Source organism: Streptomyces collinus (assembly GCF_031348265.1).
Taxonomy (GTDB): Bacteria; Actinomycetota; Actinomycetes; order Streptomycetales; family Streptomycetaceae; genus Streptomyces; species Streptomyces collinus.
In genome coordinates this window covers 513,082-539,104 of the sequence record NZ_CP133771.1, presented here as the reverse complement: position 1 = coordinate 539,104, position 26,023 = coordinate 513,082, and the positions used below count along the sequence as shown (strand labels likewise).

Here is a 26,023-nt window from a genome sequence, read left to right as displayed (position 1 = left end):
GCCCTGCCCCGCGGTGACCAGGAGGCACACACATGAAGCAACGCGCCGCACGCACCGTCTCGATCGCCCTGGCCGTGGTGCTCTCCGCCGGCACGGCGGCACTCGCCCCGGCGGCGCAGGCGGCCCAGCCGAAAGACGGCCACGAGGCGACCCGGACCGCGTTACGCGCCCTGGTCGAGCAGGGCGGTCTCCCTGGAGCGGCGGCCACCGTCCATGACGCCCAGGGGAGTTGGTTCGGGCGGTCCGGCCACGCGGACACCGGCACGGGTCGCAAACGGACGGCCGGCGAGCACTTCCGCGGGGCCAGCATCACCAAGACGTTCGTCGCGACCGTCATGCTCCAACTGGAGGCGGAAGGCAGACTGGACCTGGACGACACGGTCGAGCGACGGCTGCCCGGCCTGCTGCGCGGCAACGGCCACGACGGCAGCAGGGTGACGCTGCGTCAACTCCTCAACCACACCAGCGGCATCCCGAACTACACCGACGACCCCGGCTTCCTCCACGACGCCGCGGGGCCCGGATTCCCGGAGCACCGGTACGACACCCACACACCCGGGGAACTCGTGGCGATCGCTCTGCGGCGCCCACCGCAGCCCGGCCCGGAGAACGAACCGTCGTACTCGAACACCAACTACGTCGTCGCAGGCATGGTCATCGAGAAGGTCACCGGGCGCGGCTACGCCCAGGAGATCACCCGCCGCATCCTCCGGCCCCTGAAGCTGCGCGGAACGTCGTTCCCGGGCACGGCACCCAAGATGCCGAAGCCGCACCCCGTCGGCTACTCCCGGCTCCACCAGGACGCCCCCGACGCCGAGATCCACGACGCCACCGAACAGAACATGACCTGGCTGGGTGCGGCCGGTGACGTCATCTCCACCAGCGGCGACCTCAACCGGTTCCAACGCGCCCTGGTAAAGGGCCACTTGCTGCCGCCGCGGCAGCTGAAGGAGATGTTCGACGAGGTTCCGGCCGGGCCGGGCATCGGATACGGACTCGGAGTCGAGTTCGCGCGGTTGTCCTGCGGTGTGAAGGTGGTGGGCAAGAGCGGCCGGACGAACGGTTCCCTGTCCGCGATGGTCGGCACCCAGGACGGCGAGCACCAGCTCACGTTCAACATCAACGGCGACTGGCTCCCGGACTCCTCCCTCTACATCGACGTCATAGAAGCGGAGTTCTGCGGGAAGCCCCCGTCCCGGACGGACCGGACGGACCGGACGGAGGCCATGCCGGGCCTCCGCTAGCCGGACGCCAGCGAGCCGAGGTGCATCCGGCGTGCCTCGGCCGTCTGGCCCTGAACCAGCAGGAACATCCCCTCGCGCGCCAGCCGCTGTGCCCGGCTGCCCAGGTCCATGGCGCGCCCGCCCCCGGCGACGATCGCCGCGGTGGTGGCAGCGCGCAGGAGGTCGTACGCGCGGGTCTTCACGGCCAGCCGCTCCGGTACGCAGCCGGGCGCGGCGGGCCGGTCGGCCAGGGCGTAGGCGTCCCGCCGGACCTCGTTGAGCCGGGCCCGCAGCGACCGGGCCGTCTCCTCGCCGTCCGGGGTCCGCGCCACCAGGTCCAGCGCCGCGTACGCGACCCCGAACACGGCCGGACTGGCGTTGGCGGCCCGGGGCAGGTCGACCTGGGCGAACTCCTCCTGCGACGTGCGCAGCACGACGGCCTCCTCCGGGATCCGCAGGCCGTCCAGCTCCAGAGACACCGTGCGCGCGGCGGTGAGAGCCGCGAGCCGCATCGGCGCCGACGCCCTCAGCCCCGGCTGCTCGCGCGCCTCGGCGAACACGAACACCACCTCGGCCGTGTCCGTCACCCCGGCCAGCAGCATCACGTCGTTCAGTCCCCAGCCCGTGTACCAGGGCACCCTGCCCTCGAACCGCCAGCCGCCCTCCTCGCGGACGGCCCGCACGGGCACCCGGGGGAAGGCACGGACATGGGCGAACGCGATGCCCGCCATCAGCTCGCCGACCGCCAGTGGCCGCAGCAGCTTCTCCCGGACGGGCGAGTCGTACGTGGCGAGCAGCTTCACCGGTGTGTGGTGCTGTGTCTGCACGAACCAGGTGGAGCAGCACGCCCCGGCCAGGATCTCCGCGGTCTCCCGCGCCACGGCCACGGGTGCGTCCGCCCCGCCGTACTCCTGCGGCGCGACCACACCGAGGAGCCCCGCCCGCTTCACCGCCTCGACATGGCTCGCGGGCACCCCCTCCTGGTCGACGCGCTCGGCCTGCGGGAGGAGCAGATCGCCGGCCAGTCGCTGGGCGCGGGTGACGAGGGGATGGGGTGTGGTGGTCATGGGAGGAATTCTCGCGGCCGGGCGGCGCGGGGCGCCGATCCGGGGGGTGTGTCGCCGATCGGCCGGCCGCACGTCCGACGGGCGCGGACCGGGGCGTGCCGTCAGGGACGCGCATCCAGCTCCGTGAGGACGTCGAAGTCCAGCCCGTCGGCACGTGCCAGGTAGATCCGCTGGCGCACATGGGCGTCCCGGAGGTGGAGCAGCCCGCGCGGGCCCTCGTACGAGACAGACCCCGCACCGGCCGCCGCGCCGACCGCCGAGACGTCCAGGGCCCCGGCCCGTTTCAGCAGCGCCGCCAGCAGCAGCACACCCTCGTAGCAGGACTCGCCGAGGCTGCCGAGGGCGGGCGCCTCGACGCCGTAGCGGGCGGCGTAGCGCCCGTGGAATTCGAGGGTGTCGCGATTGGCCAGCGAGGCGAAGAACCCGGCCGTGCTGTAGAGGTCCTCGGTGGCCTCCGGGCCGCTCGCCACCAGCATGTTCTCGTCCATCAGGGTGCTCAGCCGCAGGCAGCGCGCGTCCAGGCCGTACGCCGCGAACTCCCGGTTGAAGCGCACCGCGTCGCTGCCGACGAGCAGCATCAGCACCGCGTCGGCGTCCGAGCGCTCGACGCGGCGCAGCACCGGCTCGAAGTCGTGGGTGCCGAGCGGGAGATAGACCTCGCCGGCGACGCAGCCGCCGTCGGCCCGGGCGTACCCGCGGGCCGAGCGGGCCGTGTGCCGCGGCCACACGTAGTCGTTGCCCACGACGAACCAGCGCCGTACCCCGCGCTCGCGCGCCAGCAGCTCCATCGCCGGCCGGAGCTGATCGCGCGGGGTCTCGCTCGTCAGGAACACCCCCGCCGTGTCCTCCCCGCCCTCGTACAGCGCGGTGTACACGTACGGGACGCGGTGCGCGATCCGCGGTGCCAGCGCCTGCCGTACGGAGGAGATGTGCCAGCCGGTGACGCCCTGCACGGCACCCAGGTCCACCAGCGCCCCGACCTCGTCGGCGACCTCGTGCGGCGCGCCCGAGCCGTCGACCGGGACCAGCCGCAGCTCCCTGCCGAGCACCCCGCCGTCCCGGTTGACCTCCTCGGCGGCCAGCCGGGCGCACAGCTCACACGTGGGCCCGAAGATCCCGGCCGGCCCCTGAAGGGGGAAGACGAGAGCCACGCCGAGCACGGAGTCGTCGGCCGTGAACCACTCGGGCGCGGGGAGGTCGTGCCGGAACATGGCGTCATGATTCCGGCTCCCCGGGACGAACTCCAGTGCGTCTCCTACGATGGACACTCCCTCAGCACCTAGGAGAGCAGGGATGCCCAGCCCCACCCCGCGTCGGCCCGACGACCTCGTGCAGTTGCTGACGCGGGCCGAACGACTCGCGGCGCGGCGATTGCAGGTCGTGCTGGAGGCGGAGGGCTGCTCGCTGGACGCATGGCGAGTCATGGCGTCGCTGTCGGACGGCGAGGGGCACCACATGACGGGGCTCGCGGAGGCCGCTTTCCTGCCGCCGCCGACGCTGACCAAGCTGGTCGACCAGCTCGTCGACCAGAACCTCGTGCACCGCAGGGTCGACCCGTTCGACCGCCGCCGCATCCTCGCCCATCTCACGCCGCGCGGCCAGGAGTTCTGGCAGCGCGTCGACCAGGTGGTCCGCGCCGCCCGGCCCTCGCTCGGCGAAGGCGACGACGACCGGCTGCGGTCCCTGCTGGACCGGCTGGCGGCGTCGCTGGAGGACCCGGCGCACGTGTGAGCGCCGGACGCCGGGCGCCGGAGCGCGCACGGACGGGTCGCCGGTCGCGCCGAGCCGGCCGGGGAATGACGAGGCGTCAACCAGCACGGACGCCGGCAGGTCTGTACCTGACTGGTCTACACCCTTGACTGGTACAGACCAACGCGGTTGAGTGTGGCTCCACAGCCCCCACCACGGCCGCCCCCACGCCGTGACCGGACCCCCGGTGCGTGCGGTCGAGGGCCTGCTTCGCCCTGCCCTCGTCAGGTGCGGCCGTGCTCCGCGAAGGAGTTGAACCCCGTGTCGAGACGCCGCATCTCCGCAGTCCTGGCCACCCTCGCCCTCGCCGGCACCGCGCCGGTGCTCCTGCCCGCCTCGAACGCCTCGGCCGCCGCCTGCTCCAGCTACCCGAACTGGACGGCCGGGAAGTCGTACAACGCCGGTGACATCGTCCGCTACACCGACGGCAAGGCGTACATCGCCGAGCACGCCAACCCGGGCTACGACCCGGTCATCAGCACCTGGTACTGGGAGCCGTACGCCTGCGACAACGGTCCCGGCACGCCCAACGCGCGCTTCGTGGTGAGCGAGGCCCAGTTCAACCAGATGTTTCCGAACCGGAATTCGTTCTACACCTACAGCGGGCTCACCGCGGCCCTCAGCGCCTACCCCGGCTTCGCCAACACCGGCAGCGACACGGTGAAGAAGCAGGAGGCCGCCGCCTTCCTCGCCAACGTCAGCCACGAGACCGGCGGTCTGGTGCACGTGGTCGAGCAGAACACCGCCAACTACCCGCACTACTGCGACTGGGGACGGCCCTACGGCTGTCCGGCCGGGCAGGCCGCCTACTACGGCCGCGGCCCGATCCAGCTGAGCTGGAACTTCAACTACAAGGCCGCGGGCGACGCGCTCGGCATCGACCTGCTGAACAACCCCTGGCTCGTCCAGAACGACTCGGCCGTCGCCTGGAAGACCGCCCTGTGGTACTGGAACACCCAGACCGGCCCCGGTTCCATGACCCCGCACAACGCCATGGTGAACGGCGCCGGGTTCGGCCAGACGATCCGCAGCATCAACGGCTCCCTGGAGTGCGACGGCAAGAACCCGGCGCAGGTGCAGAGCCGCGTGAACAACTACCAGCGGTTCACCCAGATCCTGGGCACGTCACCCGGAGGCAACCTGTACTGCTGACGCGGAACCGTGCGGCGTGGTGTCATGCGGGATGTCATGAACCTGACGGTTGATCGAAGGGCATCCCTCATGCGCCTACGCACCCCCCACGCCCTGCTCGCCACGGCCGCGGCACTGGCCGCCGCGGTCGTGGCCCCCCAGCCCGCCGCTGCCGCCGCCGTTCCGGCCCCGGGCCCGTACTACGTCCAGAGCGCCACGACCGGGCTCAACGCGGCCGACAACGGCGGCGCGGTCGAGCAGCACAGACCCCGCGGCAACGAGGACCGCCAGCAATGGCAGTTGAAGCCGAGCGGGTCCTCCTACCTCCTGGAGAACACCGTCGCGCCCGGCAGCTGCCTCGGCCGCAGCGGCGACCAGGCCGCGACCGTCGCCTGCGCGAGCGCCGACGCCGGGTGGGAGATCGACCCGATCGGCGCCGACCGCTACACGCTCAGGGCCCCGGGAACCACCCGCCACCTCACACTCGCACCCAAGCCGCCCGGCGCCACCTACCCCGCCCGGCTCGCCGTCGGCGGATCCGGTGACCTCGCCGCCTGGTACCTCACCCCCGTGAACCCTGTCACCGGCCCCATGCCGCCGCAGGACCGCCGCACCCTGGACCAGGTCACGTTCCTCACCACCCACAACGCCTACGCCAACGGCGTCGACGGCGGCTTCGCCCCGCCCTTCGTCAACCTCGTGCCCAACCAGACCCGCGGCATCGAACGCCAACTGGCCGACGGTGTACGGGGATTCATGCTGGACGTGCATCAGACCCCTGACGGCGCGATCCTCTGCCACAACAGCTGCACCCTCGTCAGCAGGCCCGTCGCCCTGTGGGTCGACCTCCAGCGCATGGTCGACTTCCTCAAGGCCCACCCCGACCAGTTCGTCACCGTCTTCCTGGAGGACTACGTCGACCCGGCCGTCCTGCGCGCCGAACTCGCCCGCGTGAGCGGCCTGTCGGACGTGCTCTACCGGCCCGATCTCACCGGCGTGCGGCAGAACGGCTGGCCGACGATGACGGAGCTGGCCGCCGCCGGCGACCGGCTGCTGATCTTCACCGACCACAGCCGCTCCGCCGACCAGGCCGCGGGCCTGACCCGGGACAGCTTCGGCGTCATGTACCAGCGCGAGTGGACCGTCGAGAACTACTGGTCCATGGGCTCCGGCCTCGGGACCTCCGACTTGTCCTGCTACAGCCGCTGGTACGGGGCCGACACCAACATTCCGCTGACTCGCACCGAACCCGGGTTCCGCCCGCTGTTCGTCATGAACCACTTCCGGGACGTCCCGCTCACCGGCACGGCCGGCACGGACAACACCAAACTCGCCGACCGCGCCCAGAGGTTCTGCCGGCCGGCCGCCCGCAAGAAGCCCAACTTCCTCGCCGTGGACCACTACGACCGTGGCAACCCGGCCTCCGCCGTCACCACCCTCAACTCGTACACGTATCCGTAAACCGGCTTCGCCGGCCCATGTGCCGTGTGTGAGACTCCGCCGATGAGCTCACAGACGATCACCGCGGATGCCGCGGGCACCTGGAAACTCGGCGACCTGCCCGTCCACCGCCTCGGCTTCGGCGCGATGCGGCTGACGGGCAGCGCCGCCTTCCACCACGGCACACCGAGCGACCGCGACCGGTCGATCGCCGTCCTGCGCCAGGCGATCGACCTCGGCGTCAACCACATCGACACGGCGGCCTTCTACTTCTCCTCGCTGCGCTCCGCCAACGAACTGATCAACAGCGCGCTCGCGCCCTACCCCGACGACCTGGTCATCGTCACCAAGGTGGGCCCGTACCGGGCCTACGACGGGGAGTGGGGCACCTCCGCCCGGCCCGAGGACCTGCGCGGCCACGTCGAGGAGAACCTGCGCCAGCTCGGCCGCGACCACCTGGACGTGGTCAACCTGCGCCGGATGCCGACGTACGACTCCATCGCCGAGCACTTCGGGGCACTCGCCGAACTGCGCGAGGCAGGCCTGATCCGCCACCTCGGCATCTCCAACGTCACGCCCCGTCATCTCGCGGAGGCCCGGGCCATCGCCCCCGTGGTCTGCGTCCAGAACCGGTACGCGCTGGACCGCCCCGACCCCGACAGCGACGAACTCCTCGCCATCTGCGGCGAACAGGGCATCGCCTTTGTGCCGTTCTACGCCGTCGCGGGCGAGGCCGCCGAGCGGGGCGCCGCCACCGCCCACGACGAGGGCGTCCGAGCCGTGGCCCGGGCCCACGGCGCGAGCCCCGCCCAGATCCGCATCGCCTGGACCCTGCACCAGGGCCCCCATGTCCTCGCCATTCCCGGCACCGGCAACCCCGGGCACCTCACGGAGAACGTGGCGGCGGGCGCGATCCGTCTCACCGACGAGGAGCTGAACCGGCTCAACAGGCCACGCCAGGAAGCCGGCTGAGCCACCACTACACAGTCCAGACGCCCTCCCGCATGAGATGCCTGCGCGGCAGCTCCTGCACCTCGCACCACGCCTGCACCGCGTGCGGCCGCACCCGGAAGAACGCGTACGACGCGTGATCCCCGCGCGGATCCCAGCCCGTCTTCGCGCGGAACGCCTCGACCGCCACCGGCGGCACGTCCCGCATCGGGTAGGTGCGCACCTCACCGTCGACCAGCACGACGTCCCGGGTGTCCCCGAGGGCCAGCCGGGTCCGCCCGCCGTCCCGCAGATTGCGGCCGGTGGGGTTGGTCAGCCGGGTGCACAGCCACACGGCCTCGTCGTGCCACACGAACCACAGCGGCACGAGACAGGGCACACCGTCCGTGTCGGCCGTCGCGACCCAGATGTCCATCTCGCGCTCCAGGCGCCCCAGCAGGTCGGCCTTGCGCTGCTCGGGGGTGCGGGGCGGCTCGGTGATCTTCATGGAGGGGAGGCTAGCGGGCGGAGGGAGCGGGGCGCCTCCGTCGGCAGCCCTAAGCCCGGGGCCTAGGACCCCTGGTCGAGGTACTGCGCCGCGCCCTCACCGAGCGACCAGTCCGCCGACTCGTTCTCCGTCAGGACGACGAACACGTTCCGCGGCTCCGTGCCCGCGTACGCGTGGGCCAGCTCGGCGATTCTTCGGTACAGCGCCTGCTTCTGCGCGGGGGTGCGGCCGGACCGCAGGGTGATCGCGACGTACACGATGCCGTCGTCGCGGTGCACGCCGAGGTAGTCGTCGTGACGCAGGGTGCCGCTCGTGCCGTCGTGGTCCGTCAGCACCTGGAACCGGTCGTCGGGCGGGATGCCGATGGTCTGAGTCAGGGCGTCGTGCACCGCCCGGCCGAGGGCGGCGAGGCGCTCGGGACCGGCCCGGAGCGTGTCGATGCGGACGAAGGGCATGGGATCTCCGGGGGTCGTCGATCGGGAGTGTACATACTAGTAGTTACAGTCGTGGAGCCAGAAGTCGGCCAGGTAGTTGGCATCCCCCGGGTTTTACGTATAACCTCTCCGGTCAACCGCCCGCTCCGAGAGGTCCCGATGCGACGTATCGCCCTGGTCACCCTCGTCGTCGACGACTACGACGAGGCGATCCGCTTCTACACCGACGCCCTCGGGTTCCGGCTCGTCGAGGATGCGCCCCGGCCCGACGGATCGCGCTGGGTCGTCGTAGAACCGGGTGCCCGGGGGGCCGCCACCGGTCTGCTGCTGGCCCGTGCCAAGGGGGACGGTCAGGCCGCCCGGGTCGGGGACCAGACCGGTGGGCGGGTCGGCTTCTTCCTGCATACCGACGACTTCGCCCGCGACCACGCCCGCATGAGCGCCGCGGGCGTGACCTTCCTGGAGGACCCGCGGCGCGAGCCGTACGGCACCGTCGCCGTCTTCCAGGACCTGTACGGCAACCGCTGGGACCTGCTCCAGCCCGCCGGCTGACCCCGTCCCGCTGCTTCGAACCACCCGCCCGAGGAAAGACCCGCCATGACTGCTACGCGCGTAGACGCCGATCTGATCCGCCGCCTCCCCAAGGCCGTTCTGCACGACCACCTCGACGGCGGCCTGCGCCCCGCCACCGTGGTGGAGCTGGCCGACGCGGTCGGCCACACCCTGCCCACCACCGACCCGGACGAGCTCGCCGCCTGGTACTACGAGGCCGCCAACTCCGGCGACCTGGTGCGCTACATAGCCACCTTCGAGCACACCCTCGCCGTGATGCAGACCCGCGAGGGCCTGCTGCGCACGGCCGAGGAGTACGTGCTCGACCTGGCCGCCGACGGCGTCGTCTACGGCGAGGTGCGCTACGCCCCGGAGCTGAACACCAACGGCGAGCTGACCATGGCCGAGGTCGTCGAGACCGTCCAGGAGGGCCTGGCGGCGGGCATGGCCAAGGCGGCCGCCGCGGGCACGCCGGTGCGGGTCGGCACCCTGCTCTGCGGCATGCGGATGTTCGACCGGGTGCGCGAGGCCGCCGACCTGGCCGTGGCGTTCCGCGACGCCGGAGTCGTCGGCTTCGACATCGCCGGTGCCGAGGACGGTTTCCCGCCCGCCGACCACCTCGCGGCCTTCGAGCACCTGCGCCGCGAGAACGTGCCCTTCACCATCCACGCCGGTGAGGCCCACGGCCTGCCCAGCATCCACCAGGCGCTCCAGGTCTGCGGCGCCCAGCGCATCGGGCACGGCGTGCGGATCACCGACGACATCCCGGACCTCACGACCGGCAAGCTCGGTCGCCTCGCGGGCTGGGTGCGCGACCGGCGCATCGCCCTGGAGATGTGCCCGACGTCCAACCTCCAGACGGGCGCCGCCACCTCGATCGCCGACCACCCGATCACCGCGCTCAAGGACCTCGGCTTCCGCGTCACCCTCAACACCGACAACCGGCTGGTGTCGGGCACCACGATGACCCGCGAGATGTCCCTGCTGGTCGAGCAGGCGGGCTGGACCGTCGAGGACCTGCGCACGGTCACCGTGAACGCCCTGAAGAGCGCGTTCATCCCCTTCGACGAGCGGAACGCGCTCATCCGGGACGTGGTGCTGCCCGGTTACGCCGCCGCGCTCTGAAGCAGCCCTCGGAGGTAGGCGGCCTGTCCGACGTGCTGGAGATCGTCGGACAGGACGCTGACCAGCCGGACGCCCAGGGTGACCGGCGGGTCCCAGCGCTCGTCGATGACCCGTTCCAGGTCCTTGGCGGCGAGGCCCCGCAGGGCGTCCAGGCTCTGGTCGTGCACGGCGTCGTAGTAGCCCGTCAGCAGCTCGCCCGAGTCGACCCGGACCCGTGCGACCTTGGCGGGGCTGTGGCCGTAGCCCGTGTCGCGGCGGGGCAGGTCGAGACCGAAGCGCTTCTCCCAGTCCTGGGACAGCCACACCTGGTCCAGGCCGAAGGCGTCGGCCATGTGGTCGTCCTGGACGCGGGTGAGGTGCCAGACCAGCCAGGCGATCGAGTTGGTGTCGGGGGAGGGGCGGGCGGTCAGCTCGTCCGGCCCGAGCCCCCCGACGGTGGCGTGGACTTCTTCGCGGATGCGGCTGAAACCGTCGATGAGGATGTCCTTCGCATGCATACGTCCACCATCGCGCATGGCCGGGCATCACGCGTCGGGAATCCAGCTCCCGTGGAAGCCCAGTGGCACCCGCCCCGGGAGATGGATCCGGGCCACCGGCTCCCCGGTGAAGTCCTGGGCCGCGAGGATCACCAGGTCCGACGCCCCGCGGTCGGGGTCGTGCACGTACGCGACCGCATACCCGTCGTCCTCCGCGGCCCTCCCGTCGCACGGGTCGGACGGCACGAACACGGCCTCGCTCGCCGCCGCGCCCCCGGGCAGCCGGTGGACCTCGGACGTGCCGCGCAGCAGGTCGTGCTTGATGAGCGCGTTGGCGAAGGCCCCGTCGGGCGGTGTGCCGTCGACCGCCTGGTAGGCGAGCGACATCTCCGCGGCCGCGGCCGAGTAGCCGTACCGGTGCCGGCGGGACACCAGCGCCTCGTTGACCCGGGGGAACTCCTGGGGGCGGTCGTCGAGGGTCCTGGTCCGCACCCGCCCTTGCCGCAGGTCGACCGTCCAGCGGTCGAGCCGGGGTGTACCCGCTCCGTAGGGGCCGCCCGAGCCATTGCCGGCGACGAGGAACGGCGCGTCGAAGTTGGTCATGTCGACGACGATGCGCGGCCCCTCCTCGTACGCGTTGAGGGTGTGCGAGTAGTAGACCGGGTCCACCTCGAACCAGCGCACCGCGCCGCCCGCGCGGGGCAGCACGCCGACCCGCGCCGGATGCCGGTCGTTCCAGACGTACGGCACGATGTCGCCGCGCCCGGCGGCCGCCGGGTCGAAGGTGACCGGCATGTCGAGGATCACCACGTGGTTCTCGGTGAGCGCGAAGTCGTGGATCTTCGGTGCGTCCGCCACCGGGATTTTCGTGGTCCGCACGACCCGGCCCGTCGGGCCGAACACCAGGTGCCGGACGTGGTCCCAGGTCGGGTAGTAGGCGATCGCGTGCAGCTCGGCGGCTTGCACGTCGAACTTGGTGTGGGCGGTGAGCGGGCCCTTCAGGGTGCCCCGGAAGTCGTACGGACCGACGGTGTTCAGCTCGTCGTCGAGCTCGTAGGGCAGCGGCCCGCTCTCCTGGAGGGCGAGGATCCGCCCGCGGTAGGGGATCACATGGGTGTTGCACGGGAAGTCGTCCGGCGGCACCGGGCCCGGCCAGGGCTCCCCGAGCTTCTTCGCCACCTGCGAGGACCGCACCCAGCGATTGCGGTACCACTCCGCCCGGCCGTCGCGCAGCCGCACGCCGTGCACCATGCCCTCGCCGAGCATCCAGTGGTGGGCGCGCGGGTCCTCCAGGCCCAGGACGTTGGGCCCGTTGCGCAGACAGCGACCGTGCAGCGCGCGCGGGATGGCGCCGGTGACCGGCAGGTCGAAGGCCGTCAGCTCCTCGGTGACCGGCTCGAACGCGCCCTCCAGGAAGGGGAAGCGGCGCGGTGCCGCGGGCGCCGCCATGGCCGGCTGCATGGCCGTGCCGGTGCCGACGAGCGCGCCTGCCGCCGTGATCGCCGCCGCGCCGCGCAGCACGTTCCGCCGGGTGTGATCCGTCATCTCGCCCACTCCTGACCGCAGTTGCCCTCCGGGACGGTCACGAGTCCGCTGCGCGGGACGGATCGGGTCAGGAGGGGTGGACACCCTCCTGGGGTGGTGCCACACCCCCTGTTTCCAGCAGGGCCATCAGGGCCCGGGCCGCCGGACTGGTCGCCTGCTCGGGCGGCAGCAGGGCCACCGTCTCGTACACGGCGTCTCCGGCGCCCTTCACCGGCAGGGCGGTCAGGGAGGCACGCTTGTGCCGGAAGTGGCGCGGCACGACGGCGATGCCGAGATCCTCGTCCACGAGATCTAGGAGGCTGTGCACGTCGTTGACCTCCAGGGCGACGCTCCGGCGCACGCCCGCGGCGGCGAACGCCGCGTCGGTGGTACGCCGCGGCCCCCAGTCCGGATGGAAGTCGACGAAGACCTCACCGCCCAGATCTTCCGGCGTCACCGCCACCCCGGCCGCCGCGAGCCGGTGGCTCGGATGGCACAGCACGGTCATCGGCTCGCTCGTCAGCGGCACGGCCCGCAGCTGGTCGGTGTCCTCCTGGGCGGTGCGCACGGCGAACGCCAGGTCCAGGCGCCCGGCCGCGACCTCCTCCGCGAGGGCCCCCGAGCCCGCCTGCCGCAGACAGATCTCCACGTCCGGGTGGCTCCGCCGGAACGCTGCCAGCAGCCCCGCCACGTGCACCCCGGCGATGCACTGCTCGGACCCGAGAGCCAGCATCCCGCGCAGCACGCCCTGCACCGCGGCCACCGCCTCGTGGGCCGAACGGACCTGCGCGAGGATCCGCTCCGCCTCGCCCAGCAGCGCCCGCCCGGCCGGGGTGAGCGTCACCCGGCGGGTGGTCCGTACGAACAGCGGCGTCTGCAGCTCCCGCTCCAGCGCCCGGATGGATGCCGAGAGGCCCGACTGGGAGACCAGGAGGCGTTCTGCCGCCCGGGTGAAGTGCTGGTCCTCGGCGACCGCGACGAAATGCTGCAGGTGGCGCAGTTCCATGACTGAGAAGCGTAGCCGCTGAATTCCATCGGATTCTTCTGTTGGACGCATGGGCGCAGGTCACGCCAGAGTGGACACCGGTTTCCCCTCCGACCGTGCCAACCCCTCTGGAGTCGCGTTGTACACCGCACACCCCGACCGCTACGCGGACATGCCCTACCGGCGCACCGGACGCAGCGGCCTGAAGCTCCCCGCGCTGTCGCTCGGCCTGTGGCACAACTTCGGCCCGGACCGGTCCGTCGAGACGCAGCGCGCCATCCTGCGCCGCGCCTTCGACCTCGGCGTCACCCACTTCGACCTCGCCAACAACTACGGCCCGCCGCCCGGCGCCGCCGAGTCCGCGCTGGGCGAGTTCCTGAAGACGGACTTCGCGCCGTACCGCGACGAGCTGGTGATCTCCACCAAGGCCGGCTATCTGATGTGGCCCGGTCCGTACGGCGAGTGGGGTTCCCGCAAGTACGTGCTGTCCTCGCTGGACCAGAGCCTGAAGCGGATGGGCCTGGACTACGTCGACGTCTTCTACTCGCACCGCCCCGACCCGGACACTCCGCTGGAGGAGACGATGGGGGCCCTGCACTCGGCGGTGCAGCAGGGCAAGGCACTGTACGTCGGTGTCTCCAACTACTCCGCGGAGCAGACGCGCGAGGCCGCCCGCATCCTGGGCGAGCTGGGCACCCCGCTCCTCATCCACCAGCCCCGCTACTCGATGCTGGACCGCCGCCCCGAGGACGAGGGGCTGCTGGACGCCCTCGACGAGCTCCAGGTCGGCTCCATCGTCTTCTCCCCGCTGGAGCAGGGCGTGCTCTCGGCCCGCTACCTCGACGGCATCCCCGAGGGGTCCCGGGCCGCGAGCGACAGCCCCTTCCTGAACTCCGACGCGCTCACCGAGGACCTGGTGGGCCGGCTGCGCGGCCTGAACGACATCGCGAAGGGCCGCGGCCAGACCCTGGCCCAGATGGCACTGGCCTGGGTGCTGCGCGGCGGCCGGGTCACCTCCGCACTGGTCGGCGCGAGCAGCGCGCAGCAGATCGAGGACAGCGTCGGCGCCATCCGCAACCTGGACTTCGACGCGGACGAACTGGCCCGGATCGACGCCATCGTCAAGCAGTAGCAGGCCGGCCCGCCCGGGGGCGTCCCCCCGGGCTGCACGGTCAGGAGCCGATCCGTTCCTCCAGGCGCACGGTCACCGTGTCGCCCTCCTCCTTGCCGATGGCCTTGCGGACGTCGGCCTTCACGGGCAGCTTGTGCGTGCCGTCCCCCAGCGCCATGAAGGAGCTGCGGAACGGATGCCCGTCGATCGTCCCGCGGACCTTGACCAGGCCGCGGGTACCGAAGAACTCGACGGACCGGGGCCAGACCAGATAGGTCCAGCCGCCCTCGGCGGGGCTTTTGCGCAGGACCGCGGTGAACTCCGCGTCCAGAACTCCCGTGGTGGCCATGACGTCCTCCGGTGCTCGGCGGCCTCTTCCCCACATCAGACCGCCGGACACCGGGAAACTCATCGTGTGCCCGCTTCACGCCCGGCGGGCACCCGGTCCGGCGCGAGCACGGCGCGGTGGCGTGACGACCGTCGGAGCCGCCGAGCCGGAACCCGACCCCCGGGATCTGCTCGCGGGCCGCCGGATCGCCCAGGCGCTTCCTGAAGGTCGTCCCTGCTGGTCAGGGCCCGTACCCCGGTCGCGGTGAGCCCGGTACGGCCACCCTGTCAGCGCCCGCCCGGAGCGTCGATTTCCTCCGGACTCACAGGCCGGTGCGACGGCTCGCCGGGTTTCGGCCAACCCGGGAGGTGAATATGCCAGGAGAGTGGCCGGAAAGTCGTGGTGACAGTGATTCAGTAGTGAACATACTGACCTGCGAGAGCGCTTTTCACATGGGGCGACGGCGCCCTCACGCACAGCACGCGAGCCGCAGGAGAAGTGAGGCCGGCAAGGCAGACGGGCGGGCGACGGGGGAGGGTCACGTGCACGACGAGTTTCTGTGCCACGTCACGGCGTACGGAGTCTGCGACGGCCGCCGGATCGGAGTGCCCCTCGGTACCTACCGTGCGCCCACCCTCGCCCTCGCCCTGTGGTGGCTGCGCGACCGCGCCTCCTGGATCGCCCAGCGCCTCGACCCCCAGCCCGACGCCGAGCACTTACCGCCGGGCGCGCTCGTGCCGGTCGCCCACACCGTGCCCGACGTGCCCGGGCTGCTGCGCGCCTGGTGCGCCGATCCGGCCCAGCAGGAGCGGGTCGCCGAGGAATTGGCGGCCGGACGGCTGGTGCGCATCGCCACCAGCGACGACACCACCGAATACGAACTGCTCGCCGAGTCCGTGGATGCCCTGCGGATGCAGCGCACGGCCCCCTTCGTCGGCATCTCCGTCGGCTGACCTGCCGCAGCCGCGCTCGCCCAGGCGCACAACAGGGCAAATCGGTAGAATCTTGACCATGGCGCAACCCTCGGTAGCACCAGAACTCGTCCTGGAGACAGAGACGGGCAGCACCGTGATGATCCCGGGCCGTGACTACCACGTAGGGCGCGACCCGATGTGCGACATCGTCATCGACGACGACCGGGTCTCCTGGCACCACGCGGTGCTGAAGCCCGAGGACGGTCACTGGACCATCGAGGACGAGGACAGCACCAACGGCACCTACGCCGACGGCAGGCGCATCCATGAGCGGGACGTAGGGCCCGGCACCGTCATCCGCTTCGGCAATCCGGCCGACGGACCGCGCATGACCCTGACGGGCCGCCCAGCCCCCGCACGACGCGCCCCGGAACGCCCCTCCGCCGTCTCCATGCCGTCCCACACGAGCACCTACCGCCGGCCCACGACCGTACGTCCGCTGCCCACCCGCACCGTCCGCATCGGCCGCGCCCCCGACAACGACCTGGTCATCGACGACCTCGTGGTCTCCCGCCGGCACGCCGAGCTGCGCGCCATGCCCGACGGCACCTACGAGATCACCGACCTGGGCAGCCACAACGGCACGTACCTCAACGGCAGCCCCGTCACCAGCGCCCCGGTCGGCCAGGGCGACATCGTCGGCATCGGCCACTCGGCGTTCTGCCTCGTCGGCGACCAGCTCCAGGAGTACGTCGACACCGGCGAGGTCTCCCTCGACGTGCAGGACCTCGCGGTCGCCGTCGACCACGGCCGCAAGACTCTCCTCGACCACGTGTCGTTCCCGGTGGGGGAGAAGTGCCTGCTCGCCGTCGTCGGCCCGAGCGGCGCCGGCAAGTCCACGCTCCTCAACGCCCTCACCGGCCAGCGGCCCGCCAACCACGGCACCGTCCTCTACGACGGCCGCGACCTCTACCGCGACTACGCCGAACTGCGCCAGCGCATCGGCCTCGTCCCGCAGGACGACATCCTGCACGCGCAGCTGACCGTCCGCAAAGCCCTCTCCTACGCCGCCGAACTGCGCTTCCCGCAGGACACCGCCAAGGCCGAGCGGCGCGCCCGGGTCGACGAGGTCATCCGCGAACTGGGCCTGGAGCAGCGCGCCGACCAGCCCGTGCACAGTCTGTCCGGCGGCCAGCGCAAGCGCGTCAGCGTGGCCCTGGAACTGCTGACCAAGCCGTCGCTGCTCTTCCTCGACGAGCCGACCTCCGGCCTCGACCCCGGCATGGACCGCTCGGTGATGCACATGCTGCGCGGCCTCGCCGACGACGGCCGCACGGTCATCGTCGTGACCCACAGCGTGCTCAGCCTCGACGTGTGCGACCGGCTCCTCGTCCTCGCGCCGGGCGGGAAGATCGCCTACTACGGGCCGCCCGAGGACGCCCTGTCCTTCTTCGGCTTCGAGGAGTGGCCGGAGGCCTTCGAGGCCTTCGACCGGGACACCGGCCGGGACTGGGCGGGGGAGTACCTCGCCTCGCCCTTCCACGGCCGGTACGTGGCCGACGCCTCCGCGCAGCCCCCGCAGTCGCGGTCCGGGCCCGTCGTCATCACCGCCCCGCCCCGGCCGCGCAGCCGCGGCGCCCAACTCGGCACGCTGGTACGCCGGTACGCTGCCGCGCTGGCCGCCGACCGCACCTTCCTGATCATCATGATCGCGCTGCCGTTCGTCATGGGCGCGATGGCCCGCGCCCTGGCGGGCGGCAAGCTGACGCTGGACACGGCGATGAACGCGCTGCTCATCCTGTGCGTCGGAGCGGTGCTCACCGGAGCCGCCAACGCCGTGCGCGAACTCGTCAAGGAACGCGTGATCTACCAGCGGGAACGCGCGGTGGGCCTGTCCAGATCGGCGTACCTGATGTCCAAGGTGATCGTCCTGGGCGTCATCACCGTCCTCCAGGCGGTGGTGCTCACCTTGGTCGCCCTGCTCGGCGTCGACCTCAACGCACCCGGCGGCGAAGGCGTGCTGATGCCGCCCCTGGTGGAGATCACGGTCGCCGTCGCCCTGCTGGCGTTCACCGCGATGATGCTCGGCCTGCTCGTCTCCGCGCTGGTGCGCAAGGAAGAGGTGACGATGCCGCTGCTCGTGCTCATCGCCATCGTGCAGGTCGTCTTCTGCGGGGCCCTGCTGAAGCTGGCCGACACGCCCGGGCTGGAGCAACTGGGCTGGCTGGTGCCGGCGCGCTGGGCGCTGGCCGCGATGGCCGGGACCGTCGGGCTGGCCCGGATCGTGCCCGACGATCTGACGAAGGACCCGCTCTTCGAGCACTCCGCGGGTACGTGGCTGCTGGACGTCGGGATGCTGGTCGTGCTGTCGGTGCTCTTCGGCTTCCTCGTGTCCCGGCTGCTGCGCCGGCACGAACCGGCCGTGATGCGGAAGTAGGGAGCGCCCTGTGACGACTCCCGGATTCCGGCCCACGCACGTCGTCCCGCAGCACGGGATGCCCGCCTGGGAGGTCCCCGACCCGTCCCGGCCCACGGTGGACCTGGATCCCCTGCTGCCGGTGCAGCTCCTGGAGCGGCAGGGCGACTGGGGGCACGTGCTGTGCTTCAACGGCTGGTCGGCCTGGGTGGACGGGCGCCGCCTGGTCGCCGTACCGCAGGATCCGCCCGCGGCGGACGGGCCGCTCACCCGCGCCGCCGATCCGCGCCCGCTGCTGGGCCGGGCGCAGGAAGCCCTGGCGCGCTACCGCTCCGCGGTGGAGGACCTCGCGGGCGGCCTCGACCGGGAGTCGTTCCGCGCCCGCACCCATGGCATGCGGATCGGCGTCGTCGTGGACGGCGAGTCCGTGTGGCTCTACGACTCCGCCCACGGGCACTGGGTGTACGCCGACGGCGCCCGGATGACCACGTACGCGACGGACGAGACGCCCGCGGCCGGACCGGCGTCCCGCCCCCCGGCCGAAGCGACCGCGCGTCCCCCCACGCGGGCGGTGCCGCCCGCGGGCCCGGTCGGGGCCACCCGCCGGCCCGACACGCGTCCGCCCGAGCCGCAGGGGGCTGCGCGGCCCGAGACACCCGAGCCGGAGAACCCCGCGTCTGCGGAGGCGCCTCAGCTGAAGAGGGCTGAGCCCGCGGAGGCACCGGCGCTGAGGAAGGCTGAGCCTGCGGAGGCGCCTGCGCTGAACAGGGCTGAGCCTGCCGTGGCACCTGAGCCGACCCGGGTGGTTGCAGCGGGGGCACCGGAGCCCGCACGGAGCACGCCGCCTGCGGAGAGCCCTGAGCCGACCCGGGTGGTGTCGCCTGAGGCTCAGGAGTCCGCCGGAGTCGTGTCCTCGGAGGCGCCCGAGCCGACGCGGGTGGTGCCTGCCGAGGCTCCTGAGCCGACCAGGGTGGTTCCCTCGGAGGGGCCTGAGCCCATCCGGGTTGCGCCTGCGGAGGCGCCGGAGCCCACCCGAGTGGTGCCTGCGGAGGTGCCTGAGCCGACGCGGGTGGTGGCGCCGGAGGCTTCGGAGTCCGCTGGGGTTGCGCCTTCGGCGCCGGAGCCGACCTGGGTGGTGCCTGCGGAGGCGCCTGAGCCGACCCGGGTGGTGTCTGCCGAGGCGCCCGAGCCGACCCGGGTGGTGTCTGCCGAGGCGCCCGAGCCGACCGGCCTGGTGTCTCCCGAGGCGCCCGAGCCCACGCGGGGAGCGCCTCCCGAGGCGCCCGAGCCGACCCGGGGAGCGCCTCCCGAGGCCCCTCAACCCACCCGAGTGGCGTCCCCCGACGCCCCCGAGCCCACGAGGGTCGTGACTGCCGGCGCCCCCGAACCCACCCGCGTCGTGTCCCGCGAGGACCGGGACGGGGAGGGTCAGGGGGACCGGCCCGCCAGGGCGACGCCCACGCGGGTCGTCCCGCCCGAGGGTGACCGGCGTTGAACCGCGAGACGAGCCTGTTCTCGGGGCGGCCCTCCGAGCTGATAGGGCAGCAGATCGCCGGGTACCGGATCGAGCAGGAGATCGGGCGCGGCGGCATGGCGGTCGTCTACCGGGCCCGCGACCTGCGCCTGGAACGCACCGTCGCGCTGAAGCTGCTCGCCCCGGAACTCGCCCGCAACGACACCTTCCGCCGCCGGTTCACGCACGAGTCCCGGGCCGCCGCGGCGATCGACCACCCGCACATCGTGCCGGTCTTCGAGGCCGGTGAGACGGACGGCGTGCTGTACATCGCCATGCGCTACGTCGCCGGCAGCGACCTGCGGCACGTCCTCGACCGGGAGGGCCCGATGCCGCCCGTCACCGCCGTGCGCGTCGCCGCCCAGGTCGCCTCCGCGCTCGACGCGGCCCACGACCACGGACTGGTCCACCGGGACGTCAAGCCCGGCAACATCCTGGTCTCCCGCGGCACCGACAGCGACCACCCCGAGCACGTCTACCTCACCGACTTCGGCCTGACGAAGAAGTCGCTGTCGCTGACCGGCTTCACCACCGTCGGCCAGTTCGTCGGCACGCTCGACTACGTCTCCCCCGAGCAGATCTCCGGCAAGCCGGTCGACGCCCGCTGTGACGTGTACGGCTTCGCCTGTGTCGTCTTCGAGACCCTGGCCGGCCATCCGCCCTTCATCCGCGACGACGACATGGCCCTGCTCTGGGCCCACCAGTACGACGAACCGCCGCCGCTGACCGAGGACCGGCCCGATCTCGACCCCCGGGTCGACCCCGTCTTCGCCCAGGCCCTCGCCAAGAGCCCCGACGACCGGTACCCCTCCTGCCTGGCCTTCGTCGCCGCACTGCGCGCCGCGACGACCGGCGGCGGGAAGGGCGGCGCCACGAGGCAGCCCACGCGAGTGGACCGGCAGCTGCCGGGCGTGGGGGAGGAGCGGCCCAAGCCACCGCCGCGCTGGGCCGAACCGGTCTTCGTGGAGCGGACGTAGACCGGGCCTCAGCCCTCGCTGTCGGAACGCACCTCGCCGCGCCGCCGTACGTGGCGGGCCAGCAGCGCCCCGGCGAACCCGGTCACCAGCCCCCACGGGACGGCCAGGCCGACGGCACCCCAGAGCTTGGGTCTCAGGAACAGCTCGCCCCCGAGACCGCCGCCCAGATCCCCGATGCCGAGCACGGACAGGCCGTAGTGCGCGGAGATGCGTCCGACGAGGCAGATCATGAACACCGTGAGCACGAGGGCGACCGCCATGTGCACCGCGTGCTGCCAGGCCCGCACCCGGGCCGGTGACCGGGCCGCCATCACGAACGCGGCTGCCAGCAGCAGCACGACGTCGACGACCAGCAGCCACCACACCCGGCCGTCGTGCTCGGCCAGGGTGCGCAGATTCAGTTCGGAGATGTCCGGGGTGCGCAGCACCTCGTCGAGCACCTGCGGCATGGGCAGCCCGAACGGCCCCTCCACCCTGCCGTTCCAGGTGGCGCCGAGTCCGATCGTCAGCGCGGGCCACACCAGGTTGGGGATGCCGAGCAGGATCACGGCGAACGTCTCCCGCGCGTGCCCCTTGGTCGCCGCGACGATCAGGGCGATGACCACGCCGATGGCGACACAGGCCAGCAGCAGCGCGACCATCGCGTACGCGGCCGGCCGCACCGACGCCTGGAAGCGCAGCAGCCCAGCGGGCAGCGGGGCCCCGCGCGACACCAGCAGCGCCAGCACCAGCACACCGGCCAGCCACACCACGCCGACGAACACGGACAGCGGCACGTCCGTGGTGAAGCCGACCTTCGGCGACGCGCCGAACAGGTCGCCGAGTTCACCCAGCGTGTCGTCCCCGAGGGAGATGTCGAAGGTGTGGCGGGCGGCGAGCGTCAGGCCGATCAGCGCCAGCAGCCACAGGGCCGCCACCCGGCCGGCCCAGCCGGCCAGTTCCCCGGCACCGGCGACCGCCCGATGCCGCAGCGGCCGCAGAAAGCCCCAGGCGACCACCAGCGCACCTGTCAGCGTGACGGACAACGGAATCACCGTCAGACCCGCCTGTGTGTCGGCGAGATCGCCCGCGCTTCCGGCGAGCCTCACCGTGCCGCCGACGGCGGTGACCATCGTGGCCGCGACGACGGGAGCGAAGGAGCCGTCCGGAAGATCCGCGGCCCCGGCCGCCCACAGACCCAGGCCGGCCACCACCGCCATGGCGAGCAGCCCGCCGAGCACCGTGACGAGGGCATGCGCCCAGCCGTGGCGGGCGACGGCGCGCTCGCCGGAGGTGCGTGCCTGGCCGGAGGGGGTGCGCGAACTCACGCTGCCACGCTAAGCAGCCCCCGCGCCCACCGCCCGCCGGAGACGTCCGTCCGCGTCGGCTTGCGGGGCGTACGGGACCGGGGCACACAATGAGCATGTAGTGGAACAAGCGGCCGATACCGGGATCAATCACCCTGGGTGAAGGCCGCAGAGAACCCACGCGGGGAGAAGAACTCGTGAGCGTCGATCCGCCGTCGTCCGGCCGCCCCACAGGACCTCCCTCGGGCCCGCTGTCCGGCCCCTCCCAACCGCCGCCCGGGGGCGGAGGCCCGCCCGCCGAGCCGCCCACCGGAGGCGGCAGGGAGCCGGAGCCCCGGCGGCCGTGGTGGGGGTCCGTGCCGCGTGTCGCGATCATCGCCACCGCGGTGGTGGCCGCCGTCATCCTGGCCGTGGTGCTCTCCCGGCCCGACAACGGCGGCACCGGCGCGTCCGACGGCGGTACCAGCACGGCCAGCGGCGAGGTCTTCCTCCAGCCCGCCGCGGACACGGGCCCCGACGCGTTCACCGAGTCGACTACAGAGGAGAAGAGCTCCGCCTCGCCGGTCTCGCCCTCGGGGGCCACCGAGTCGGCACCGCAGAACGCCGTCCGGGGTGTGAACGGCGACGCGCCGGGCCTGTACGGCGGCACCCGCAACGTCGCCAGCTGTGACGTGGAGAAGCAGATCACGTACCTCGGCGAGTCCCCGGACAAGCAGCGCGCGTTCGCCTCGGTCGCCCGGATCGAGCCGTCCGAGGTCCCCGACTACCTGCGCTCGCTCACTCCCGTGCAGCTCCGCATGGACACCCGCGTCACCAACCACGGCTACAAGGACGGCGCCCCCACCAGCTACCAGGCCGTCCTCCAGGCCCGCACGGCCGTCCTGGTCGACGACCGCGGCGTGCCGCGGGTGCGCTGCGCGTGCGGCAACCCGCTGTCCCCGCCGGTGGCCCAGCAGAGCGCGCCCAGGACGACCGGCGAGTCGTGGCCGGGCTACACGTCGTCGAACGTCGTCATGGTGACGCCCGCCCCGGAGCCGGTCGACGCGTTCGTGATGTGCGAACCCGACGGCGAGTGGTTCGAGCGCCAGCCGGGCGACACGGGCAAGAAGGACCACAAGACCCAGAAGCCCGACAAGCCCTCCCCGTCGGCGAGCGTCACCACGCCCACGGCACCGCCCGACACGACGTCGTCGCAGCCGCCCACCAGCGAACCGCCGACCTCGGACACGGACACGACGGGGCCGACGACGGACGAGCCGCCGACGTCCGACGGCGACACCGGCACCAACACCGGTAGCGACACCGGCGGCGGCGCGACGCAGCAGCCACCGGCCTCCTGACCCGGCACGCCGCCCGGCCCGGCCGGTTCAGGCGGTGCGGACCACCAGGGCGTAGTCCCCGAGTCCGAGCAGCCGATCGGCCGGCAGGTCGCCGTGGGCGGTGACGACCGCCTCGACCCGGCCCGTCTCCGGTTCGAACGCGACATCCTGGACCGTGCCGAGCGTGTCGCCCGTCTCGGTGAGGATCCGCAGACCCGGCAGCTCGTGGTGCGGCGGCACCTCGGCCGGCTCGGCGGTCGTGCGGACCAGCACCGCGTCCGGGCCGACGGCGTGCAGCGCACCCCAGGCCAGCACGGTCTCCTTGCGGGAGTGCCGGCCACGCACCCGGACGTGGGTGACCACTCCGGACACGGCGTCGACCGTCAGCGACCTCAGGGCGCCCACCTCCTCCGCCTCGGCCAGCGTCAGCACCGGCAGGCCCCGCGCCTCGGAGAACAGCATCATGACGCCGTCCCCTCCCGCCCGGCCCGGAAGGCACCGACCCGGGCGACGAAGGCCGGCAGGTCGTCGGCGACGTAGCGAGTGGCGTCCGCCGGGATGACCAGCGCCCGGCCGGAGACGGCGAGTGTCTCGCCGCGCGGCACGTACACCCGGTGCCGGCGGCGTCGGGAGCCCTGCACCAGCGCCTTGCCCGCGGCGATCCGGAACCCGACGACCCGGCCGCCGGCCCCGCCCTCGACGATCACGTCGAGCACGGTGCCGACCTCGGCACCCTCGTCGGTCAGCACCTTCGCGTGCAGCACCCGGCCCTGCTGGGCCTCGCGGCGTGCCACCACCACGGACGTGTCCTGCAGCGCGCGGGCATCGCGGATCATGACCGCGTGCCGCCCCAGCGCGTGCACCCCCGACCAGGGCAGACTCTGCTTCAGCGGACCCGACAGCAGGCCCCGGCCGCTGAGTGTGAAACCGGTGATCCGGCCGGCGGCGGCGTCGAAGACGGTGTCCTTGACCTGGGCGACGGCCTCCCCGCCCAGGGTGACCACCGGCAGGGTCGTCAGGCTCCGCGCAGCCAGCAGCTCGTTCATCGCAGGCTCTTTCCGCCGGGCCGGCGCCGGACCGCGATGACGGTCCCCGACCGGCGGCCCGCCTGCACGGCGAGTGTCACCACCGCGACCGCGGCGAGCGCCGCGATCACCACGACCAGCCAAGTCCACCAGGCCACCGCGCACCTCCGGCGATCCGGCCCGGCCGCCCTCGGCCGGTCCTGATTCCTTCCGGGTGCCCCGCGAAGGGGGGACAATGCCCGGGGGATCGAATGGGGGAGAATCTGTCAGGACTGTGAAGCCCGGCCCGGGGTACGAGCACTGGTGCAGAGCGTCCGGCCAGTCCGGCTTCCCAGAGAGAAAAGAATGATCGACCACCTGGACGAGGCAGTGATACCGACTGGTTTCGACGTGCCCGTTGAACCGCTGAGGCGGGCGGCACACTACACCGGTGAGCAGGGATGCATCGCCGAGGCGCGGTCCTTCGCCGCGCTCTTTCTCGACCAGCTCAGGACCGAGTGGTGCGCGCGGATCGACGAGCGGGTCGACGGCGCCGTACTGCTGGTGGTGAGCGAGCTGGTCACCAACGCCGACCGGCACAGCAACGGGCCGTACATCCTGGAGCTCGTCGGCACCGACAGCGCCGTGACGGTGTCGGTCTACGACAGCAGCTCCGCGCTGCCCCGCATCTTCCCGCGCAACCCCGAGCGCATCGGCCGGCACGGCCTGGAGATCGTCCACGCGCTCGCGGAGCAGGTCAGCGTGGAACGGGTGCCGGTGGGCAAGCGGGTGCGCGCGGTGCTGCCGCTCTCCGAATCAACCCAGGGATGAACCCTCCGGGTGAGATGCGTCACCCGGAAGGAACCCGGACGCAGTGGCGGGCGCCGCCCCACTCCCGCATGGGGGACGGCACCCGCTGGTCGTACGACGGTGTCAGGCGCAGCCCAGCTCGCCCAGCATGCCCTCGCGCAGCCGTGTGATGATCCTCTTGATCAGGCGGGACACGTGCATCTGCGAGCAGCCGAGCCGCTCACCGATCTCCGCCTGGGTGGCCTCCTCCACGAACCGCATGTGGATGATCTGCCGGTCGCGCTCGCTCAGCTCCGCCATGAGCGGGGCGAGCGAGTGGAAGTCCTCGACGAGCCGCAGCCCGTCCTCCTCCACGCCGATGAAGTCGGCCAGGACCGCCTCGCCGCTCTCCGGGCCGTCGCCGGTGAGGGCGGCGTCCAGCGACGACGAGTTGTACCCGTTCGCCGCGATCTGCCCCTCGACGACCTGGCGCTCGGAGATGTTCATCAGGGTGGCCAGCTCGGCGACCGTCGGCTCGCGGTCCAGCCGGCTGGCGAGCTCCTCACGGGCCTTGGCCAGCTCCACGCGCAGCTCCTGGAGCCGCCGCGGCACGTGTACCGCCCACGTCGTGTCCCGGAAGAAGCGCTTGATCTCGCCGACGATGTACGGCAGCGCGAAGGAGGTGAACTCGACCTCGCGCGAGAGCTCGAACCGGTCGATGGCCTTGATCAGGCCGATCATCCCGGTCTGGACGATGTCCTCCATGTCGTCGCCGCGGCCGCGGAACCGGCCGGCCGCGAAGCGCACGAGCGACATGTTCATCTCGATCAGGGTGTTGCGCGCGTACTGGTACTCGTGCGTGCCCTCTTCGAGCTCCGTAAGACGCTGGAAGAACTGGCGGGACAGCTCCCTCGCGTCCCGCGGGGCCACGGACCGCGGGTCCACGACGCCCGGCAGTGCTCCGTCACCCGCGCTGGCCTCGGCGTTCTCTTCGACGACCTGTGCCTTCGACCGGATCACGGCGGTCTCCATTGCCTCTCCCAAGAACGGCTCGCGCGGACATCTGCATAGGTACTCCCGAGTTGCGGGTACCCGGGGCGGCGCGCACCATGCCCCGCAATTTTCCCATGGGCGAAATCGGGCGGAATGTATGCATCCGTGGATGTGGGCGCGGGATTCCACCCAGGGCGGAACGCCGGGCCCTTCCCCCGTCGGCCGGGAT

Annotated in this window: 26 protein-coding genes and 1 pseudogene; 14 read left to right on the top strand and 13 right to left on the bottom strand. The window is 72.3% G+C overall.

Annotation, left to right across the window (positions count from 1 at the left end):
* Positions 1-32: 32 nt before the first annotated feature.
* On the top strand, positions 33-1,244 hold the full coding sequence (locus RFN52_RS02455; protein WP_184854314.1) for a serine hydrolase domain-containing protein: 1,212 nt from the start codon (positions 33-35) through the stop codon (positions 1,242-1,244).
* Here the strand turns inward: RFN52_RS02455 and RFN52_RS02450 are convergent.
* Together RFN52_RS02450 and RFN52_RS02445 are read right to left on the bottom strand one after the other, a co-directional pair.
* Positions 1,241-2,290, bottom strand: a complete 1,050-nt coding sequence (locus RFN52_RS02450) for an acyl-CoA dehydrogenase family protein (protein ID WP_184854315.1) — start codon at positions 2,288-2,290, stop codon at positions 1,241-1,243. The genes RFN52_RS02455 and RFN52_RS02450 overlap by 4 nt on opposite strands.
* A 101-nt stretch (positions 2,291-2,391) precedes the next feature.
* Positions 2,392-3,501: a substrate-binding domain-containing protein gene (locus tag RFN52_RS02445; protein ID WP_184854701.1), complete on the bottom strand. Its 1,110-nt coding sequence runs from the start codon at positions 3,499-3,501 to the stop codon at positions 2,392-2,394.
* An 82-nt stretch (positions 3,502-3,583) separates the two neighbouring features.
* On the opposite strand from RFN52_RS02445, the gene RFN52_RS02440 reads away from it, so the two are divergent.
* The 4 genes from RFN52_RS02440 to RFN52_RS02425 all read left to right on the top strand — a co-directional run bounded on the left by RFN52_RS02440 (position 3,584) and on the right by RFN52_RS02425 (position 7,582).
* Positions 3,584-4,021 (top strand): MarR family winged helix-turn-helix transcriptional regulator, encoded by a 438-nt coding sequence (locus RFN52_RS02440; RefSeq protein ID WP_184854316.1) that lies wholly within the window; start codon positions 3,584-3,586, stop codon positions 4,019-4,021.
* 279 nt (positions 4,022-4,300) lie between these two features.
* Positions 4,301-5,191 (top strand): glycoside hydrolase family 19 protein, encoded by an 891-nt coding sequence (locus tag RFN52_RS02435; protein ID WP_107460042.1) that lies wholly within the window; start codon positions 4,301-4,303, stop codon positions 5,189-5,191.
* Between the two features lie 69 nt (positions 5,192-5,260).
* Positions 5,261-6,631 carry a phosphoinositide-specific phospholipase C-related protein gene (locus RFN52_RS02430; protein ID WP_184854317.1) on the top strand — a complete coding sequence of 457 codons (1,371 nt, stop codon included), beginning with the start codon at positions 5,261-5,263 and terminating at the stop codon, positions 6,629-6,631.
* 42 nt (positions 6,632-6,673) lie between these two features.
* Positions 6,674-7,582: an oxidoreductase gene (locus RFN52_RS02425; RefSeq protein WP_184854318.1), complete on the top strand. Its 909-nt coding sequence runs from the start codon at positions 6,674-6,676 to the stop codon at positions 7,580-7,582.
* A gap of 7 nt (positions 7,583-7,589) precedes the next feature.
* Here RFN52_RS02425 and RFN52_RS02420 read toward each other — a convergent pair whose 3' ends face one another.
* Positions 7,590-8,048 carry a pyridoxamine 5'-phosphate oxidase family protein gene (locus RFN52_RS02420; RefSeq protein WP_184854319.1) on the bottom strand — a complete coding sequence of 153 codons (459 nt, stop codon included), beginning with the start codon at positions 8,046-8,048 and terminating at the stop codon, positions 7,590-7,592.
* Between the two features lie 62 nt (positions 8,049-8,110).
* Positions 8,111-8,503, bottom strand: a complete 393-nt coding sequence (locus RFN52_RS02415) for a tautomerase family protein (protein WP_107460046.1) — start codon at positions 8,501-8,503, stop codon at positions 8,111-8,113.
* Between the two features lie 138 nt (positions 8,504-8,641).
* Here RFN52_RS02415 and RFN52_RS02410 point away from each other — a divergent pair, with 138 nt between their 5' ends.
* Both RFN52_RS02410 and RFN52_RS02405 read left to right on the top strand, forming a co-directional pair.
* On the top strand, positions 8,642-9,034 hold the full coding sequence (locus RFN52_RS02410) for a VOC family protein (protein ID WP_184854320.1): 393 nt from the start codon (positions 8,642-8,644) through the stop codon (positions 9,032-9,034).
* Positions 9,035-9,079: 45 nt separating this feature from the next.
* Complete coding sequence (locus tag RFN52_RS02405; RefSeq protein WP_184854321.1) at positions 9,080-10,159, top strand: adenosine deaminase; 1,080 nt, start codon at positions 9,080-9,082, stop codon at positions 10,157-10,159.
* Here RFN52_RS02405 and RFN52_RS02400 read toward each other — a convergent pair.
* The 3 genes from RFN52_RS02400 to RFN52_RS02390 form a co-directional block, all read right to left on the bottom strand.
* Positions 10,141-10,656: a mycothiol transferase gene (locus RFN52_RS02400; RefSeq protein ID WP_184854322.1), complete on the bottom strand. Its 516-nt coding sequence runs from the start codon at positions 10,654-10,656 to the stop codon at positions 10,141-10,143. The two genes, RFN52_RS02405 and RFN52_RS02400, sit on opposite strands and share 19 nt — an antisense overlap.
* A 27-nt stretch (positions 10,657-10,683) precedes the next feature.
* Positions 10,684-12,180, bottom strand: coding sequence for a carotenoid oxygenase family protein (locus tag RFN52_RS02395; protein ID WP_184854323.1), 1,497 nt, complete (start codon positions 12,178-12,180; stop codon positions 10,684-10,686).
* Between the two features lie 67 nt (positions 12,181-12,247).
* The gene (locus tag RFN52_RS02390; RefSeq protein ID WP_184854324.1) at positions 12,248-13,165 is read right to left on the bottom strand and encodes a LysR family transcriptional regulator; all 918 of its coding nucleotides are present in this window, start codon (positions 13,163-13,165) and stop codon (positions 12,248-12,250) included.
* A 118-nt stretch (positions 13,166-13,283) separates the two neighbouring features.
* Between RFN52_RS02390 and mgrA the strand changes: the two genes are divergently transcribed.
* Complete coding sequence (gene mgrA / locus RFN52_RS02385) at positions 13,284-14,276, top strand: L-glyceraldehyde 3-phosphate reductase (RefSeq protein WP_184854325.1); 993 nt, start codon at positions 13,284-13,286, stop codon at positions 14,274-14,276.
* 40 nt (positions 14,277-14,316) lie between these two features.
* On the opposite strand, the gene RFN52_RS02380 is transcribed toward mgrA, so the two are convergent.
* Positions 14,317-14,604, bottom strand: a complete 288-nt coding sequence (locus tag RFN52_RS02380) for a DUF1905 domain-containing protein (RefSeq protein WP_107460052.1) — start codon at positions 14,602-14,604, stop codon at positions 14,317-14,319.
* 521 nt (positions 14,605-15,125) lie between these two features.
* Between RFN52_RS02380 and RFN52_RS02375 the strand changes: the two genes are divergently transcribed.
* The 4 genes and pseudogenes from RFN52_RS02375 (at position 15,126) to RFN52_RS02360 (ending at position 20,403) form a co-directional block, all read left to right on the top strand.
* Positions 15,126-15,536, top strand: coding sequence for a hypothetical protein (locus tag RFN52_RS02375; RefSeq protein ID WP_184854326.1), 411 nt, complete (start codon positions 15,126-15,128; stop codon positions 15,534-15,536).
* Between the two features lie 58 nt (positions 15,537-15,594).
* Positions 15,595-17,934 (top strand): ABC transporter ATP-binding protein/permease, encoded by a 2,340-nt coding sequence (locus tag RFN52_RS02370; protein WP_184854327.1) that lies wholly within the window; start codon positions 15,595-15,597, stop codon positions 17,932-17,934.
* Positions 17,935-17,944: 10 nt separating this feature from the next.
* Positions 17,945-18,499: pseudogene (locus RFN52_RS02365) on the top strand (hypothetical protein); the annotation flags it as partial.
* A 905-nt stretch (positions 18,500-19,404) separates the two neighbouring features.
* Positions 19,405-20,403 (top strand): serine/threonine-protein kinase, encoded by a 999-nt coding sequence (locus RFN52_RS02360; protein ID WP_184854328.1) that lies wholly within the window; start codon positions 19,405-19,407, stop codon positions 20,401-20,403.
* Positions 20,404-20,411: 8 nt separating this feature from the next.
* Here RFN52_RS02360 and RFN52_RS02355 read toward each other — a convergent pair whose 3' ends face one another.
* The gene (locus tag RFN52_RS02355) at positions 20,412-21,710 is read right to left on the bottom strand and encodes a streptophobe family protein (RefSeq protein WP_184854329.1); all 1,299 of its coding nucleotides are present in this window, start codon (positions 21,708-21,710) and stop codon (positions 20,412-20,414) included.
* Positions 21,711-21,886: 176 nt separating this feature from the next.
* Between RFN52_RS02355 and RFN52_RS02350 the strand changes: the two genes are divergently transcribed.
* A complete protein-coding gene (locus RFN52_RS02350; RefSeq protein WP_229857070.1) occupies positions 21,887-23,029 on the top strand; it encodes a DUF6777 domain-containing protein in 1,143 nt (380 codons plus the stop codon).
* 27 nt (positions 23,030-23,056) lie between these two features.
* Here RFN52_RS02350 and RFN52_RS02345 read toward each other — a convergent pair whose 3' ends face one another.
* The 3 genes from RFN52_RS02345 to RFN52_RS02335 are packed head-to-tail and all read right to left on the bottom strand — an operon-like array spanning position 23,057 to position 24,191.
* The gene (locus RFN52_RS02345; RefSeq protein ID WP_184854330.1) at positions 23,057-23,473 is read right to left on the bottom strand and encodes a PRC-barrel domain-containing protein; all 417 of its coding nucleotides are present in this window, start codon (positions 23,471-23,473) and stop codon (positions 23,057-23,059) included.
* Positions 23,470-24,054 carry a PRC-barrel domain-containing protein gene (locus RFN52_RS02340; RefSeq protein WP_184854331.1) on the bottom strand — a complete coding sequence of 195 codons (585 nt, stop codon included), beginning with the start codon at positions 24,052-24,054 and terminating at the stop codon, positions 23,470-23,472. The genes RFN52_RS02345 and RFN52_RS02340 overlap by 4 nt, the downstream gene beginning before the upstream one ends.
* Positions 24,051-24,191 (bottom strand): hypothetical protein, encoded by a 141-nt coding sequence (locus tag RFN52_RS02335; protein WP_184854332.1) that lies wholly within the window; start codon positions 24,189-24,191, stop codon positions 24,051-24,053. Before RFN52_RS02335 ends, RFN52_RS02340 begins: the two co-directional genes overlap by 4 nt.
* Positions 24,192-24,378: 187 nt before the next feature.
* Here RFN52_RS02335 and RFN52_RS02330 point away from each other — a divergent pair, with 187 nt between their 5' ends.
* Positions 24,379-24,843, top strand: a complete 465-nt coding sequence (locus RFN52_RS02330) for an ATP-binding protein (RefSeq protein ID WP_184854333.1) — start codon at positions 24,379-24,381, stop codon at positions 24,841-24,843.
* Between the two features lie 102 nt (positions 24,844-24,945).
* On the opposite strand, the gene RFN52_RS02325 is transcribed toward RFN52_RS02330, so the two are convergent.
* Positions 24,946-25,833, bottom strand: coding sequence for an RNA polymerase sigma factor SigF (locus RFN52_RS02325; RefSeq protein WP_184854334.1), 888 nt, complete (start codon positions 25,831-25,833; stop codon positions 24,946-24,948).
* Positions 25,834-26,023 lie beyond the last annotated feature (190 nt).

Excerpts from the sequence above, each read along its gene's own strand:
- RFN52_RS02345 (WP_184854330.1), bottom strand. The coding sequence starts at position 23,473 with ATGATGCTGTTCTCCGAGGCGCGGGGCCTGCCGGTGCTGACGCTGGCC.
- RFN52_RS02370 (WP_184854327.1), top strand. The coding sequence starts at position 15,595 with ATGGCGCAACCCTCGGTAGCACCAGAACTCGTCCTGGAGACAGAGACG.
- RFN52_RS02455 (WP_184854314.1), top strand. The coding sequence starts at position 33 with ATGAAGCAACGCGCCGCACGCACCGTCTCGATCGCCCTGGCCGTGGTG.
- RFN52_RS02430 (WP_184854317.1), top strand. The coding sequence starts at position 5,261 with ATGCGCCTACGCACCCCCCACGCCCTGCTCGCCACGGCCGCGGCACTG.
- RFN52_RS02340 (WP_184854331.1), bottom strand. The coding sequence starts at position 24,054 with ATGAACGAGCTGCTGGCTGCGCGGAGCCTGACGACCCTGCCGGTGGTC.
- RFN52_RS02415 (WP_107460046.1), bottom strand. The coding sequence starts at position 8,503 with ATGCCCTTCGTCCGCATCGACACGCTCCGGGCCGGTCCCGAGCGCCTC.
- RFN52_RS02405 (WP_184854321.1), top strand. The coding sequence starts at position 9,080 with ATGACTGCTACGCGCGTAGACGCCGATCTGATCCGCCGCCTCCCCAAG.
- RFN52_RS02445 (WP_184854701.1), bottom strand. The coding sequence starts at position 3,501 with ATGTTCCGGCACGACCTCCCCGCGCCCGAGTGGTTCACGGCCGACGAC.
- RFN52_RS02395 (WP_184854323.1), bottom strand. The coding sequence starts at position 12,180 with ATGACGGATCACACCCGGCGGAACGTGCTGCGCGGCGCGGCGGCGATC.
- RFN52_RS02450 (WP_184854315.1), bottom strand. The coding sequence starts at position 2,290 with ATGACCACCACACCCCATCCCCTCGTCACCCGCGCCCAGCGACTGGCC.
- RFN52_RS02420 (WP_184854319.1), bottom strand. The coding sequence starts at position 8,048 with ATGAAGATCACCGAGCCGCCCCGCACCCCCGAGCAGCGCAAGGCCGAC.
- RFN52_RS02410 (WP_184854320.1), top strand. The coding sequence starts at position 8,642 with ATGCGACGTATCGCCCTGGTCACCCTCGTCGTCGACGACTACGACGAG.
- RFN52_RS02330 (WP_184854333.1), top strand. The coding sequence starts at position 24,379 with ATGATCGACCACCTGGACGAGGCAGTGATACCGACTGGTTTCGACGTG.
- RFN52_RS02425 (WP_184854318.1), top strand. The coding sequence starts at position 6,674 with ATGAGCTCACAGACGATCACCGCGGATGCCGCGGGCACCTGGAAACTC.
- RFN52_RS02380 (WP_107460052.1), bottom strand. The coding sequence starts at position 14,604 with ATGGCCACCACGGGAGTTCTGGACGCGGAGTTCACCGCGGTCCTGCGC.
- RFN52_RS02400 (WP_184854322.1), bottom strand. The coding sequence starts at position 10,656 with ATGCATGCGAAGGACATCCTCATCGACGGTTTCAGCCGCATCCGCGAA.
- RFN52_RS02440 (WP_184854316.1), top strand. The coding sequence starts at position 3,584 with ATGCCCAGCCCCACCCCGCGTCGGCCCGACGACCTCGTGCAGTTGCTG.
- RFN52_RS02390 (WP_184854324.1), bottom strand. The coding sequence starts at position 13,165 with ATGGAACTGCGCCACCTGCAGCATTTCGTCGCGGTCGCCGAGGACCAG.
- RFN52_RS02325 (WP_184854334.1), bottom strand. The coding sequence starts at position 25,833 with ATGGAGACCGCCGTGATCCGGTCGAAGGCACAGGTCGTCGAAGAGAAC.